Annotated in this window: 13 protein-coding genes and 1 tRNA gene; 6 read left to right on the forward strand and 8 right to left on the reverse strand. The window is 56.7% G+C overall.

Features of this window, described 5'->3' with window-relative positions:
- Positions 1 to 351 precede the first annotated feature (351 nt).
- A complete protein-coding gene (locus tag HBNXHr_RS10735) occupies positions 352 to 2,145 on the forward strand; it encodes a pentapeptide repeat-containing protein (RefSeq protein WP_275882117.1) in 1,794 nt (597 codons plus the stop codon).
- Between the two features lie 1,367 nt (positions 2,146 to 3,512).
- Here the strand turns inward: HBNXHr_RS10735 and HBNXHr_RS10740 are convergent.
- The 3 genes from HBNXHr_RS10740 to HBNXHr_RS10750 all read right to left on the reverse strand — a co-directional run bounded on the left by HBNXHr_RS10740 (position 3,513) and on the right by HBNXHr_RS10750 (position 5,827).
- Positions 3,513 to 4,550, reverse strand: a complete 1,038-nt coding sequence (locus HBNXHr_RS10740; protein ID WP_275882118.1) for a hypothetical protein — start codon at positions 4,548 to 4,550, stop codon at positions 3,513 to 3,515.
- A 97-nt stretch (positions 4,551 to 4,647) separates the two neighbouring features.
- Entirely contained in the window at positions 4,648 to 5,016 is a 369-nt protein-coding gene (locus HBNXHr_RS10745; protein ID WP_275882119.1) for a ribonuclease HI family protein, read from the reverse strand.
- Between the two features lie 737 nt (positions 5,017 to 5,753).
- Positions 5,754 to 5,827: transfer RNA gene (locus HBNXHr_RS10750), tRNA-Tyr, on the reverse strand.
- Positions 5,828 to 5,977: 150 nt separating this feature from the next.
- Here HBNXHr_RS10750 and HBNXHr_RS10755 point away from each other — a divergent pair.
- From HBNXHr_RS10755 to ftsZ, 3 genes are all read left to right on the forward strand, one after another.
- Positions 5,978 to 6,514 (forward strand): zinc-ribbon domain-containing protein, encoded by a 537-nt coding sequence (locus HBNXHr_RS10755; protein ID WP_275882120.1) that lies wholly within the window; start codon positions 5,978 to 5,980, stop codon positions 6,512 to 6,514.
- Positions 6,515 to 6,739: 225 nt separating this feature from the next.
- Positions 6,740 to 6,928: a ribbon-helix-helix domain-containing protein gene (locus HBNXHr_RS10760; RefSeq protein ID WP_015790139.1), complete on the forward strand. Its 189-nt coding sequence runs from the start codon at positions 6,740 to 6,742 to the stop codon at positions 6,926 to 6,928.
- A 3-nt stretch (positions 6,929 to 6,931) separates the two neighbouring features.
- On the forward strand, positions 6,932 to 8,146 hold the full coding sequence (gene ftsZ / locus HBNXHr_RS10765; protein ID WP_275737206.1) for a cell division protein FtsZ: 1,215 nt from the start codon (positions 6,932 to 6,934) through the stop codon (positions 8,144 to 8,146).
- Between the two features lie 24 nt (positions 8,147 to 8,170).
- On the opposite strand, the gene HBNXHr_RS10770 is transcribed toward ftsZ, so the two are convergent.
- Positions 8,171 to 9,130, reverse strand: a complete 960-nt coding sequence (locus HBNXHr_RS10770) for a TIGR00269 family protein (RefSeq protein WP_275882121.1) — start codon at positions 9,128 to 9,130, stop codon at positions 8,171 to 8,173.
- Between the two features lie 34 nt (positions 9,131 to 9,164).
- On the reverse strand, positions 9,165 to 9,857 hold the full coding sequence (locus HBNXHr_RS10775; protein ID WP_275882122.1) for an alpha/beta hydrolase: 693 nt from the start codon (positions 9,855 to 9,857) through the stop codon (positions 9,165 to 9,167).
- 76 nt (positions 9,858 to 9,933) lie between these two features.
- Between HBNXHr_RS10775 and HBNXHr_RS10780 the strand changes: the two genes are divergently transcribed.
- Complete coding sequence (locus HBNXHr_RS10780; protein WP_275882123.1) at positions 9,934 to 10,587, forward strand: hypothetical protein; 654 nt, start codon at positions 9,934 to 9,936, stop codon at positions 10,585 to 10,587.
- A gap of 21 nt (positions 10,588 to 10,608) precedes the next feature.
- Here the strand turns inward: HBNXHr_RS10780 and HBNXHr_RS10785 are convergent, their stop codons facing one another.
- Both HBNXHr_RS10785 and HBNXHr_RS10790 read right to left on the reverse strand, forming a co-directional pair.
- Entirely contained in the window at positions 10,609 to 11,397 is a 789-nt protein-coding gene (locus HBNXHr_RS10785) for a class I SAM-dependent methyltransferase (protein ID WP_275882124.1), read from the reverse strand.
- Between the two features lie 48 nt (positions 11,398 to 11,445).
- A complete protein-coding gene (locus HBNXHr_RS10790) occupies positions 11,446 to 12,276 on the reverse strand; it encodes a deoxyribonuclease IV (RefSeq protein ID WP_275882125.1) in 831 nt (276 codons plus the stop codon).
- A 156-nt stretch (positions 12,277 to 12,432) separates the two neighbouring features.
- On the opposite strand from HBNXHr_RS10790, the gene HBNXHr_RS10795 reads away from it, so the two are divergent.
- Positions 12,433 to 13,341, forward strand: coding sequence for a serine/threonine-protein kinase RIO2 (locus tag HBNXHr_RS10795; RefSeq protein ID WP_275882126.1), 909 nt, complete (start codon positions 12,433 to 12,435; stop codon positions 13,339 to 13,341).
- A 292-nt stretch (positions 13,342 to 13,633) separates the two neighbouring features.
- Here HBNXHr_RS10795 and HBNXHr_RS10800 read toward each other — a convergent pair whose 3' ends face one another.
- Positions 13,634 to 13,924 (reverse strand): hypothetical protein, encoded by a 291-nt coding sequence (locus HBNXHr_RS10800; protein WP_275882127.1) that lies wholly within the window; start codon positions 13,922 to 13,924, stop codon positions 13,634 to 13,636.
- Positions 13,925 to 13,939 lie beyond the last annotated feature (15 nt).

Raw genomic sequence — 13,939 nt, forward strand, 5'->3', positions numbered from 1 at the left:
CAACTCAGTGACGAGCAGGAACCGTCCGCCGCTCGTGCACACATCGCCGTAAGTCAGGAATTCTTCGGTGAGACAACACTTCTCATATTTAAATCCCGGCCGAGTTTCCGGCCAGATCACGCCGGACGCCCACCCCGACCAGCTCGGCAGCCGCGAACTGTGCACACGCTCACGAGCAACTCGTGTGCATATCGAGAGGAGCGTATTTCTCTACGTGTGAACCCTGGGGGTTCCCCGGAGAGAAGAATGACTAAATTGGACCCAAAAGTCATTGGTGCTCTATACAAAAAATCGATCATGAATACCGAACGATGTAGACATGTTGTCACACCGAGCGATGTGGGCTCAAATATGCAGGAAGAAAATTTTTGGGAATATTACGGAATAGGAACCTGTTGGAGGGAAACCTGGGAAAATGGAAAATGCATCTGGCATGCTGACGAACAAGATAAACCCTCAAACGAAATTATCGAAAGACAACTCGCCGAATGGAATGATGAAAACCCCCTTTCTGACTCAGATTTAGAGCCATGGGAAGATCTTGACGGTGCTATTCTCGATAGCGTGATTTTTGATCGTAAACCAAATTTTTCAAAGTGTTCTCTCCAATTCAGTTCTTTTGATTCGGTAAAGTGCGAAGGTATTGATCTAAGAGAAGCAATATTACTTGGATCAGATTTCACAAATTCTTACCTCCAAGGTGCGAGACTCGAAGAAGCCAATATGAGAAAAACGAAATTTGAGAATGCATATCTTGGAAGTGCAAGCCTAGAAAATGCTAATATTGAACATTCGAACTTCAAGAGTGGGATTTTTGCGAATTCTCTGTTCAGTAACGCACGCCTCACAAACACCACGTTTGATGATTCAAACCTCCAAAATGCTAAACTAAACCACACTATGGCAACCAAAACAAGTTTTAAAAAATCCAATTTGACAGGGGTAGAGCTTGTTGATGGAGTATTTAGAGAAGGGGATTTTGAGAAGGCTGTATTAAGGGATGCAGATGCTTCAAAATCTGATTTGCGGTTTACAACTTTTGAACAAGCTAATCTTCGAGATGCCAACCTTAATGAGGCAAATCTATTCCGTTCGAACCTCAAGAATGCGAAACTTCCCTTTGCATCTTTAGAAAGAGCCCTACTTCGGCGAGCTAACCTCAATGAAGCGAATCTGTCTGATGCTAAGTTGGTTGATGCGAGTGCTAATGACAGCGATCTAGAAAACGCGAATCTCTCTGAGTCCACTCTCAAAAATTCGTCTTTCACAGATGCTTCTCTCAAAAAGACTAATATCAATTTGGCAGAGCTAGATGATGCTAACTTCCAAAGAGCAGACCTTGAGCAATCAGACTTGTCGATGTCTTCTTGTTCTGGTACAAATTTCGAAAGTTCAAATCTCAATTACGTAGATGCGGATGGGACAAACTTTACTGATGCTCGACTATACAAAGCTCGCTTACAAGACATATACATAACTGGCTCTACCGACTTTGGGGATCGATGTTTCTACGATAAAGAGGCCGGACCGATAGAATACCATTCAAGTTTATATAAGAGATTAATCAACTCATTCAATCGTTTCCGATATTGGATGAAGATCACTCCTAATAAGACGGAAGAGCCTGTTGAAGATCTCTCCCGGGCCCAACATATCTATCGGATATATGAAAGGCTACATCGAGAAAACTCTCTAATTGACGGAATCTCCTCAAACTTTGTCAAAGCGAAATACGCTCAGCAACGTCTCAAACTAGCAAAGAATCAATGGCTTGGCTGGCTAGATCTATCTGCCCGTCGTTGGACCATGCAATATGGGGAGAGTCCTTGGCGAATAATTGGTACTTCCTTATTCATTATAGGACTGTTTGCTTTACTGTACCCTCTTTCAGGTGGAGTCATAACATCAGGAGATGGTATAGCCCATGAGATTATATCTCCATTTGATATATCATTGTATGATGCCCCAGTTGGGGGTTGGCTCTTAAGTGTATATTTCAGTACAGTCACATTCACCACTTTAGGATTTGGAGATGTGAGTCCAAACGGAGCCTTAGCTCAAACACTTGCGGCAGCTGAGTCCTTCATGGGAGCGATCTTGCTTGCGTTATTCGTCGCAGTTGTCGCCAGACGGAAAATGCGCTGAATCCAGATCAATTTTTGAGAAGGCATCAAGACTAAATAAATATAAAAATATAATATAGAAAAGGATTGTAGCATCCAACAGACTGGATAAATGTCGTGGACAAGATAATGGGACTCAGTAAAAGACGGCAGGGCGATCGTGCTTTGTCCATGACCATGACCCCCCAGGTGTACGAAGGGATGGACGTGTATGACCGAGCGGGAGGAGACGATATATATGACGCACGTGCCGATCGAGTCCGTGAGTGGCGGCGCAGTGAGTATCGAAACCTGCTCGATGCCCCGGTCCCAGACGAGCGCGTAACCGCGTGAGGGCGCAGTACCGCGCCCGTCCCCGCCGCCGCGTACCCCCGTCGTGCAGGATATATCTATACAACAAGAGGCGTTCAACGAGGGTTATCCCAGTCTCTAATCTCGGCCGGGGTGGGTCGTCGACGTGATCCTAGTCAACTGGTAGAATTTTTCGCGCGACCCGCAAGGGGTGCGTTTCGGCTCGATTTGCGCAACCGCCTGCGGTGTGTTTTAGAGAAGTGGCCTTAGCCACACCCCTAAGCGAGAACCGAACCCCTGGGGTGGTGTTCTCGCGGCGGTGATCGTCCCGATCTCCCGACCGGCGCACTCGAGGAAGTCAACTCAGGTTGTGCTCCACAGCTGGGTAAGCACAATCTGAGTTGCATAACTCCCCGAAAAGAGGAACGAACGCGAGCGTCGCCACTACCCGCGGACCGGGACTTTCCCGGCCCGCGAGAGCTACCTACTACCCTGGGGTGAGCCAGCGCCAGGCGTCACCGCGGCTCCCGTCCTGAACACCGATTAGCCGACTATCTCCCCGAACGGCAGAGGTTTACCTTCACAGGCCAGCAGAAGCCTGTGAGTAAACAGGAGTTTGACTGAGGGGAGACGGATGCGACTCCCGAACAGGTGCGCCGAACCATCTGAGCCTGCGTCAAGCACAGTGAGTGGGACGTTGACCAAGAGGTACTCTGCCTCTGGCGAGTGAGCGACGAGGGTCGACCGTCTGCATCGGAGGCAGATATGTCCTTGGTGAAGCAACTGTACTACTGGTGTCAGGGTGACCAGCAGTTTATCGATAAGTGTTTCCGAGCCTCCGTCGAATGCGTCCGAAGTGGGACGAGTATCGGGGTGGCCAGACCCATGGTGAGATGACCATACGGAAGGTGTATCGAACCAATAGAGACACCTTCGGAGGGAGGGACATGGAGTGAGAGTAGATGTTCAAGAGTGGGGTCAATTCATACCTACAACCCCAGTGTTATCTCGTCGGTCATCAACTGAGGTACACGGTGTATTTCTTATATACGCCATCACTCTCTCAACCCCTTCATACAATCCCATGACAATCGGAGTTCAGAATTTATATCCAAGCGCTTTTAATAAATCCTCTGAAGACTGCGACGATGTCTTTTCACTTTTTTCAGGAGGTTTGGTTTCGGGTATGTACTCGCCAGAATCAGTAGCAGAGGTAGTTATCCACGGTACATACCTTACTTTGGGATGGATACTGCCTATCGAATGCAACCCCCTCCACACATCTAATGCTTCTCCGTGATCTGCCGAAATTACTAAACGTTCTGCATCTAAATTCTTAATCAAAATTTCTACATCATCTAATACATATCGTAATTCATCAAGATACCTCTCCCAAACAGTCTGAAAGTCGCCTGTTTTGCTTATATATTTTATTGGATTTTCTTCATAGTCGTACAACTCTCGGTTTTCTTTTATTGCATTAGCAATATAGGGCGTGTGCGGTTGATGATAATGTATAATAAGACGCTCATAGTCATAATTCCTACTCACATCTATCGCTCTCTCTGTCACAAATCGTGGTGGGGTAGCTGTATTTTGACTATTACCACCATCTGTTTCTATCTTACCCTTGTATTTCCATATGTTTTCGTGCCTTCCTAAATTTTCTAAATCCACAGTATTGTGTTTCGCTAATAACTTATACGCAGTATGCGACTCATCCAGCGTCCGATTAGCAGGCGATTTTTTGGCTAATATTTCATTAGAGGAACCATTTGCGGATAGATATGCCGTGTTCTGTATAGTATCACTATACTTTTCAACAAATGTCGCTGCAATCCATTCCGGTGATGCACCGCCTACTGACTTTACCTTATCAACATTTTCGATAAAATTGTATTCTGATGATACCGCTTCAAGCGCGTCAACGCGACCAGTATCCAATAAGATGAGAACGTCCCAATCTTTAGAAAAAACATTTGTTCCTATCGTAGAATGAGTCGAGATATATGTCAGAGGAACTCGATAAAGATTTTGTCGCAATATATTATTATATGCGAATCGGAGTGCCATCTTCGGATTGCTAATTCCGTTTTTAATTTCATCAAAGCCGATGTCCCCTTTCATTCCTCTCATATGCTACTATCCTGGATGGAGAGATATATGGATAACTGACCTCCACAGGGAGATTCTGAGATAGCACCTTTGGCGAAGTCAGTCGGGAAGGCTTGGTTCACCAACTCGTCTGCCTCCCAGATCCCCTCTTGCGGAATGTAGTGTATCTCGAACTCGTCAGCAGTTCCTGTACGCGCTTACGCAGTGGACTGAGTTCTGGCTGGTTCACCCCATACTCACCACGAACCTGTTTCACGATTACCTCGGAGTCACCCCTCGCCTCAACCTCGATACATCCCTTCTCGGAAACCAGTTCTAACCCTTGGATGAGAGCGCGAAACTCGGTTCGGTTGTTGGCTGATTCCCCGATATATCCGCTCCACTCATCGGTCCAGTCGTAGGTCTCTACGATGTAACCGATTGCCGAGGGTCCGGGATTATCTGGCCGAGTTCCACCGTCGAATTTCACGACAGCAGATGTGGTCATCTTCACCCACCACCTGTGTTATCTCCCTGTCGTTCGCTCAATACGTGACTCTCTACGTTTCTGATTGCATCATCATCTCCCCTCAGATAATTCTATGACAATCGGGCGACCTCCACGGGGTTTCCATATAGAGCAACTGGTCAATTCTGGATACTCGAACCACCCTGTTCGCATATGACTGGACGCATATCTGAGATATTTCCAGAGTCGGGGTGGCCTCTTTCTATGGAGCGAGTTCTGCGCACTCTGAAAAAGAAAACACGTCGATCAGGTCTTGTACGCATGACTAACAGCAGTGCGATATCTCGGGCCGAGAGGTTCTAATTTCCCCGAGACGTTCGTCTATGCGCGAACGCACGATGGCAGGCACCCGAGTTAGGTGACCTGTTCAACCTAAACACGTCGAGATGGAATCGCACGATAGCGTGGCTCCTCTCGGCTACAAACCGACTGGAAAGGAAGTCGACTCTCCCCGATTTGAATAGATGAGAGACGGTCCTGCTCGCTTCCTTCGGTCGCTGCGCGGGGCTGTGACTCGTCTGCTCAAATCGGCTCAGGATTGACTTTTGACTGCTCACGTTGTTCGCAGCAAAAGTCCGCCCTCCCCGATTTGAACAGATGCCAGACGTTCCGGGTCTGCGGCGCTACGCGCCGTTCCGGGGCTGCGACTGGCGTGTTCAAATCGGGTCGTGTGTGAATATACACGCGGCGCTCGCGAGTGAGCGCCGCGAGAAGTATCCGCCCTCCCCGATTTGAACGGGGGGCAAGTCGATCTACAGTCGACTGCTCTACCAGTCTGAGCTAAGGGCGGGCGTATCAGGACATTGGTCGGGTGTCGGACTTAACGGTTGCCATTCGGAACGAAATCCGGGCCCGACAGCCGCGTCCGATCGCGGCAAACGCACGTCAGACAGTCACGAAGATTGAAGTAGGCTGGCTGTCAACGAGTATGACAGGCCGTATGAGCAAGATCACGTTCCGCGCTGACGACGACCTCGTCGCGCAACTGGAAGCGTTCGACGCCTCCAAGAGCGAGGTCATGCGCGAGGCGCTCCGGACGTACCTCGAAGATGGGGACCGACAGCCGTCCGACTCCGAGCCGGAGCCCGAACCGGCGAGCGCCGAGGAGAGCCTCGACGACCTCATCGTGGAACGTGTCGACGCGGTACTCGCGGACCGACTCGGGGAGCGAAGGCAACCCCAGCCACAGGACGTCAACGTGAACATCTCCCTGGAGGACGCCGTCGCGTCCCAGTCGGCAACGCCGACAACGTCGGACGCCGAAGAGTCGACGGACACCGTCACCGAACGAGGCACCGAGCGGACGTGCTCCCAATGTGGCGAAACGGTGTCTGACGACCACGTCTACTGTCCCAACTGCGGCGAGAAAGCTGCCCGGCGTGTGTTCTGTGAGTGTGGCGACGAACTCCGCTCGGACTGGTCGTTCTGTCCGAGCTGTGGCAGGCGGACGGCGGCGGCTGACGTGCTCGATCCGTGAACGCGACGTAAACGCTGTTTAACCAGCGTTTTCGAGCGTTTACATCCAAACGTCTTACACTCGGGGAAACTTTTATAATGATTCAGTCTGTGGTACGGTATGCGTAAGACGAGTCGTCTTACACCGCGACGCTCCGTGCGTCACCGGCCGCCCTCTGGCGGTTTAATGGTGTAAGACAGGCGGACGTGCCATACCCTCGTCTTACCCAAAGGGGAACGATAACATATGGAGCGTGTGACACTACGGATTCCGAAGCAACAGATCGAGGAGGTCGAACGAATGGTCGAGACGGGGGAGTACCCCAACCGGAGTGAGGCGATCCGGTCGGCCGTTCGAGATATGCTCGCCGAGCAAGATACGGCAAAGGAACGTCCGTCCGAGAAGCGCAAGCGTCGGACGTGGGCAAAGGTGTAGACGATGCAGGACATCGTCAACTCCGCCCTGAAACACGAGGAGGAAGAACAGCGCGAGATGGACGCCGAGGGCGACGAGTTCGGCGATCCGCGGATCGTGATCGTCGGCTGTGGCGGCGCGGGTAACAACACCGTCAATCGCCTGTACAACATCGGCGTCGACGGCGCGGATACGATCGCGCTGAACACCGACAAACAGCACCTCAAGATGATCGAGGCCGACACGAAGATCCTCGTCGGCAAGTCCCTGACCAACGGGCTCGGGGCCGGCGGCGACCCCTCGATGGGCGAGCGCGCCACGGAGATGGCCCAGGGCACGATCAAGGAAGTGCTGGGCGACGCCGACCTCGTGTTCGTGACGGCGGGCATGGGCGGCGGGACCGGCACCGGCGCGGCCCCCGTCGTCTCGAAGATTGCCAAAGAGCAGGGCGCGATCGTCGTCGGCATGGTCTCGACGCCGTTCAACGTCGAGCGCGCACGGACGGTCAAGGCCGAGGAGGGTCTCGAAAACCTCCGCAACGAGGCTGACTCGATCATCGTCCTGGACAACAACCGGCTGCTCGATTACGTCCCGAACCTCCCGATCGGCAAGGCCTTCTCGGTGATGGACCAGATCATCGCCGAGACGGTCAAGGGCATCTCCGAGACGATCACCCAGCCGAGCCTGATCAACCTGGACTACGCGGACATGTCCGCGATCATGAACCAGGGTGGCGTCGCGGTGATGCTCGTCGGCGAGACCCAGGACAAGAACAAGACCCAGGAAGTGGTCTCAGACGCGATGAACCACCCACTGCTCGATGTCGACTACCGCGGAGCGAGCGGCGGACTGGTCCACATCACCGGGGGACCGGATCTCACCCTCGACGAGGCAGAGGGGATCGCGAGCAACATCACGGATCGCCTGGAGGCCAACGCGAACGTCATCTGGGGAGCCCGCATCGAGGACGACTACAAGGGCAAGGTGCGAGTCATGGCGATCATGACCGGCGTCCAGTCCGCACAGGTCCTCGGGCCGACGACCCAGAAACAGGCCAACAAGTCCCGCGCCGCGATCGAAGATGTCGACGTGAGCGAGGAGACCTTCGACGCGAGCGCGAACGTGGACACTGACTTCGGCGGCGGATCGGACGCTGGTGGCCGGAGTTTCGGTGAGACTGACGGCGGCCGCAACGAAGTCGAGAAGAACAACGGACTCGACGTCATCCGGACCGACTGAGTCCAGCGACTTTCTGCGTTTCTCTCAGGCCTCCAGAGCCGTGAGTAACTGGCACTTCCGGCAGCGACCGCCGGTCGTCGGCGCACCGCAGGTGTCACACGCGTCGTACGCACTGTCATCGGCGTCGACGCGTTCGGCCGCGTATCGCGCCAGTTGTTCGTAGCCAGCCATGATCGAGTGACGCGTCCCTGGATGGGTTTCCTCCATCGAGTACAGCAGTTTCTGGATCTCACCGCGGAACGATTCCGATGCGTGTGGACATTCGGTGATGTGTGCCGGCAGGTCGGCGAGGCGGGCGTACAGCGCCACTTCCTTCTCCGGAACGTCCCGCAGCGGCTTGGCACGCGGGACGTGCTTGTCAGTCAGCGATCGTTCGGGCATCGGTCCCAGGCTGGCGTCGAAGTGCTTGGCCATCTGGTCGACGTCACCTTCGAAGAAGTTCATCAACGCCGTCTCGGCCTCGTCGTCGAGGTTGTGGCCAGTCAACAGGAGGTCGGCGTCGTACTCGTCAGCATACCGCGAGAGGAGGTCCCGGCGGAACACGCCACAATAGGCACAGGCAGCCATGTTCTCGGGGTCGTTCTCGACGACCTCGTCCATCCGGACGCCGAACTCCTCGCTGTAGCTGACGGTCTCGTGGCGGAGGGCGAGGTCCTTAGTAAGCGCCTCGGCGGCGTCGAGGCTCTCGTCACGATACCCTTCGATTCCTTCGTGGATAGAAAGGGCAACGAGTTCGATACGCGGGTCCTCGGCGAAGGTTTCGGCCAGGAGTTGGGTGAGGACCACGCTGTCTTTCCCGCCGGAAAGGCCGATCAGCCACGTCACCGGATCGTCTGGCGTCGCATCCCGAGGGACGAGACCGTCCTCGCGGATCCGCCGGCGGAGTCGTTTTTCGACCGAGCGCCGGAAGTGGTCCTCACAAAGGTGAGCTCCCGAGTAGGCGGCATGCATGACGGCGTCGCCACCGCATCTGTCGCAATCCATTCGCTCCGGGGTAGCGGAGGGGCACGGTTGACCGTTACGGCTCTAACGCGGTGGCCCCGGACTCGATGGCGTCCAGGACGAGTGGAAGGTACTCCTCGCGCACCGTCGAGGAGAACAGTTCGTGCCCGCCGTCGTAGGGGACGCGATTGGCCGCCGGCGCGCGTTCCTGTATCGCGGCCGAGCTGACAACCTGGTCGTCGGGAGAAAAGAAGACGACGGCGTCGGATGGGAACGACGGCAACGCCGCCTGTGCCCGTCTGATTTCCCGGAGAAACGTCGGCGCGACGGCGTCGGGGGCGTCGGCCAGTTGGTCCCCGGAAGCGAGCGTACCGATGGCCTCGGCGTCGATCCCCGTCGGGAAGAGCGGACGGGCGATCGGGAGGCGGGCGAACACCCTCGCGAGGAGCCCGTCCTGGTCCTCGTGGATCCCCCACCAGGGACTGAGATAGACGCGGGTGTCCGGCCCGGTGAGGAACGCGCCGATGAGCCCGCCCGTGCTGTGGGTGAGCAGCCGATACGACGACAGCGTCGCGACGTACTCGGCGACCGGCTGGAGGTACTCGGCGTCGAAGTCGGTGATCGTCGTCGGGATCTCGATCGCGTGGACGCGATACCCAGCCTCGACGAGGTGATCGATCAGCCAGCGGACGGTCCCGTGTTCGGGCTTGTTCCCCCACCCGAGGACGAACACGAGGTCAGGCCCTGTCCCGTAGACCGCTGTGTTCATAGTTCACAATCGGGGAGTGTCGGCAAAAAGCCTACGCGGGATAACCGTTTTCGCGCCGCGAGCGGTAGCCCCGACGATGACTGAACTCGACCGTGCGGCTGCGGTCGATCGTCTCGAAACGCTGCTGGAGACGATCGAAGACGAGACGATGCCAGTCCCGGTCACAGAAGTGTGGGTGTACGGCGATCTCGCGCTCGGCGTCGATCCGGTCGAGCGCCTCGACGTCTATCTCACGAAAGACCTCCTCTTTGGCCAGGCCGACGAACGCGCGGCCGAATTGAACGACCGCTTCGGCGTCGACGGGATCGGCGAGACGGTCCGGGCCGAGTGGGCACGCGAGTACCCGGAGGCCGTGCGGGCAAACCCCAGCGGCCACGTCGCCCCGGAGAAGTGTCTCGGGGCTCACCTCTTGAGCGAGGACGAACCGGTCCATCTCGAAGTCTGTAACGCCTCCTTCGAGGACAACGTCACCCAGCGACTCGAGGGCGCACTCGCCCGGGAGTCCTACGAACACATTCTCGACCCGCGGGGCGTCTGCCTGTGGATCGACGGCGAACGGTCGGCCGACGCCTTCGAGAAGCTCCGGGACGGAGAGTACGCTTTCCCGCCGCTTTCGGGCGCACTCGAGATGCTCGGTGCCGAGCCAACGGTCGCCAAAGAGGCAGCCAACGCCGTCGAAACGTACCGCGAACGCCAGGACGGAGTTAGCGTCCGTGGCGACGTGGTCTGATGGACTGTCGGCGTCCCACACTCAGATCTGACCCACCGCGACGTAGAAGGGGACGGTCTCCGTCCGCTCGTAGGCCCGATCAGCCATCTGTTCGATGACGTCGCGGCCCATCTGGCGCCACCGCTGTCGGAGACGGTCGTACGCTTCCGTCGAGAGCCCGCCGTCGAGCAACGTCTCTCGGTCCGTGGCGATCCCCGAACCGCCGGCTTTTCGACGGGCTGATTCGACATCGGACTCGTCATACGGCGGCGAGATCGTGCGGGCGTGATCGTAGCGGGTGATCTCGACCGACGCCAGGCCGGCTTCCGTAAGGATCGACTCCGCATCCGACCCGAGCGTGACGTCGGTGTCGACGCCGGCGAGATACCGATCGCGAGCCTCACCGGCGAGCGCCGATTCGCCGTCGACGGTCGACTCGACCGTCACGCTCCCGTTGTCCGGTTCGATCACCGCAACGCCGTCCCGGGAGACACGAGCGAACTCCCGAACGGCGTCGACTGGTTCGGGGAGATTGATCAGGAGTGCCTGACAGACCACCAGATCGAAGGTGTCGTCGGGAAAGGGGAGTCGGAACGCGTCACCGACGACTGCCGGTCCCTCCACGTGGTCGAGGAGTTGCGGATCCGCATCGACGCCGACGACATCGCCCGGCGTTTCCTCGCGGAGAACCCTGGTGAGCGCGCCAGTGCCGCTGCCCACGTCCAGCACCCGCTCGCGGGTCGACAGATCCAGGGCGGAAAGCGCTTCACGCGAGTCTTCCCACATACCGCGGCGGGTGTGCGTGAGGTACTCGGCGTCGAACCTGCGCATACCGGTGATATCCCACGGGCGTCAAAAAGGTGCTCGAAACGTCCCGTGTCAGGCCTCGCGAAGCTCGCGGGCACGCTCGACGTTCCAGGCGAAGCCCCGGCCGTCCTCGGTCGGCGTCTCCAGGACGAACGGCAACTCCCGCAACGCGTCGTGGTTGACGACGGCTGCGATGCCCGCCTCGCCGATCTCACCCTCGCCGAGGTGGGCGTGTTCGTCCTTGTTCGTCCCGCAGGCGTGCTTGGAGTCGTTGAGGTGGAGACATTCGAGCGTGTCAAGACCCACCTCCTCGTCGAATTCGGCGACGGTCTCCTCGACGGCCTCGGGTGTCGAGAGATCGTACCCGGCGGCGAAGAGATGGGCCGTGTCGAGACAGATGCCGAGGTCCTGCTCGCTCGCCTCCAGGACCGTCGCGAGGTGCTCGAAGTCGTCGCCAAGCTTCGTCCCGCTGCCGGCGTCCGATTCGACGAGGACAGTCACATCCTCGGGAACGTCGAGTTCGTCGAGTGCGCTGGCGGCGTTCGCCAGTCCCTGCTCGACGCCCGCGCCCGTGTGGGCACCAAGATGGACGTTGACGTACTCGATGTCGAGTGTCGCCGCGGCGTCGACCTCCTCTTGGAGACTCGCGATCGACTTCTCCCGGAGGTCGTCTTTGGGCGTACAGAGGTTGACCAGATAGGACGCGTGGATCACCCACGGTCCGACGTCGGCTTCGATCGATCGATCCCGAAATGCCTCGGCCTCGCTGTCTTCGATCGACGGCTCCTGCCAGACCTGCGGTGAGTGTGAGAAGATCTGGCCGCAGTTGCCGTCGTATTCGAGCTGTTCCTCGACGGCGTTGGAAACGCCGCCAGCGATAGAAGTGTGAGCGCCGATTTGCATATCTCGACCCTCGGCCCTGCCGGACATAGGCGCTTCGGCGGTGACATTCCGGCGGTTGCCGCGCTAACTGGACTTCGTATAGCGAAATGGGATTTAATTCCGGGTGAACGCAACGACACGTCGGGCTTTTGCCGGACAAACCCCTACCGGACTCTAATGGTCTCGAACGTCGCCCCGGTGATAGCCGAGCTCGAGCCGGAGGACTTTCATCTTCTCTCGGGGATCGAGCAGGGAATGCGGTTCTCGGAGTGGGTTTCCCGAGAAAAGATACCCGAATTCGCGAGAATGACCGTCGAGGACGTCGATTACCGACTCGACCGGTGTGAGGACCAGGGGTTAATCGAGCGCAAGACGATCCAGTACCAGGGATTTTCACTGACGTTCGAGGGCTATGACGCACTGGCACTCCACACCTTTGCCGAGCGCGAGTCGATCCAGGGGGTTGGTTCGAGCCTCGGCGTCGGCAAGGAGAGTGACGTCTACGAAGTCCAATCCTACAAGCCCCTGGCACTGAAGTATCACCGTGAGGGCTATACGAACTTCCGGGAAGTGATGCGCGAACGCGAGTACACCGCCGATCGCGAGCACGTCTCCTGGCTGTACACCGCCCGGAAGGCCGCCGAGCGCGAGTATACCGCGCTCGAAGAGCTATACCCCGGGGTGAGCGTGCCGAGACCGGTCGATCACAACCGTCACGCGATCGTGATGGAGCGCATGGACGGCGTCGAACTCTCACGGACGAAACTCGAAGACGAACAGGTACGCCCGGTCCTGGATCTGATTCTCGACGAAGTCCAGAACGCCTACGAGGCGGGGTACGTCCACGCCGACATGAGTGAATACAATATTTTCGTCGGGGAGAGCGGCGTCACCGTCTTCGATTGGCCACAGGCCGTCCCGACAGAGCACGAAAACGCCCGCGAGCTGCTCGAACGCGACGTCACGAATATTCTTGGGTACTTCACCCGGAAATACCCCCACGCGATCGAGGACGTGGAGGACACGACAGTCGCCGCTGCCATCGCCGAAGGGCGCTTCGACTCGATCGATTCGGACGAAACCTGAGAATTCGCCTATTGCTGCCGTCGAGCAGCAGTTACCACGGAGAAGCGTCCGACCCGCGCCACACGCATAAATCATTATTGGCTATATCAAATATGTCGCCTGTCGTTGCGCATCCCTCTCAAACGCTCACGGATACACCCAGTTTCGACGGCCTACCCCCGGAGTCTCACCACGATCTCCCCACCGAAACCTATCAGAAAGCGCGACTACCAGCAAGGAACCAAGAAATCACCCGAAAAATAGCTGCGCTGCCTACTAATGGCTCTCCCGAAGCGCGAACCCGGAATGAGGATTAAACGAGTGTGACCAGCTCCTTCTTCAGCCAGTCAAGGAACCGGGATAGAGAGATGCGCGGTTCGCTCAGCGTTTCAATTACTCCGATGCGGTCCTGGATCAAGAAGTCCACCAGGAGCCACATATTGTAAACGAGACAGCCGAACGCGAAGTGGAACCACCGCACCTCGAACTCCTTCGATGCCGTCCAAGCGGCGGCCTCCTTGATTGACGAGTACGAATCCCAGCGCCGCTCGTGCGGGAGTTTGCTGTGTTCCGCAGCAACCTTTCCGTGAGCATTTAAATCCACTGGGTTAAGATGGTT

The sequence above is a fragment of the Halorhabdus sp. BNX81 genome (genome assembly GCF_029229925.1).
Taxonomy (GTDB): Archaea; Halobacteriota; Halobacteria; order Halobacteriales; family Haloarculaceae; genus Halorhabdus.

Coding starts and splice junctions, on each gene's coding strand:
- HBNXHr_RS10740 (WP_275882118.1), bottom strand. CDS start 4,550: ATGAGAGGAATGAAAGGGGACATCGGCTTTGATGAAATTAAAAACGGA.
- HBNXHr_RS10780 (WP_275882123.1), top strand. CDS start 9,934: ATGACTGAACTCGACCGTGCGGCTGCGGTCGATCGTCTCGAAACGCTG.
- HBNXHr_RS10775 (WP_275882122.1), bottom strand. CDS start 9,857: ATGAACACAGCGGTCTACGGGACAGGGCCTGACCTCGTGTTCGTCCTC.
- HBNXHr_RS10745 (WP_275882119.1), bottom strand. CDS start 5,016: ATGACCACATCTGCTGTCGTGAAATTCGACGGTGGAACTCGGCCAGAT.
- HBNXHr_RS10795 (WP_275882126.1), top strand. CDS start 12,433: ATGGTCTCGAACGTCGCCCCGGTGATAGCCGAGCTCGAGCCGGAGGAC.
- HBNXHr_RS10785 (WP_275882124.1), bottom strand. CDS start 11,397: ATGCGCAGGTTCGACGCCGAGTACCTCACGCACACCCGCCGCGGTATG.
- HBNXHr_RS10790 (WP_275882125.1), bottom strand. CDS start 12,276: ATGCAAATCGGCGCTCACACTTCTATCGCTGGCGGCGTTTCCAACGCC.
- ftsZ (WP_275737206.1), top strand. CDS start 6,932: ATGCAGGACATCGTCAACTCCGCCCTGAAACACGAGGAGGAAGAACAG.
- HBNXHr_RS10755 (WP_275882120.1), top strand. CDS start 5,978: ATGAGCAAGATCACGTTCCGCGCTGACGACGACCTCGTCGCGCAACTG.
- HBNXHr_RS10735 (WP_275882117.1), top strand. CDS start 352: ATGCAGGAAGAAAATTTTTGGGAATATTACGGAATAGGAACCTGTTGG.
- HBNXHr_RS10760 (WP_015790139.1), top strand. CDS start 6,740: ATGGAGCGTGTGACACTACGGATTCCGAAGCAACAGATCGAGGAGGTC.
- HBNXHr_RS10770 (WP_275882121.1), bottom strand. CDS start 9,130: ATGGATTGCGACAGATGCGGTGGCGACGCCGTCATGCATGCCGCCTAC.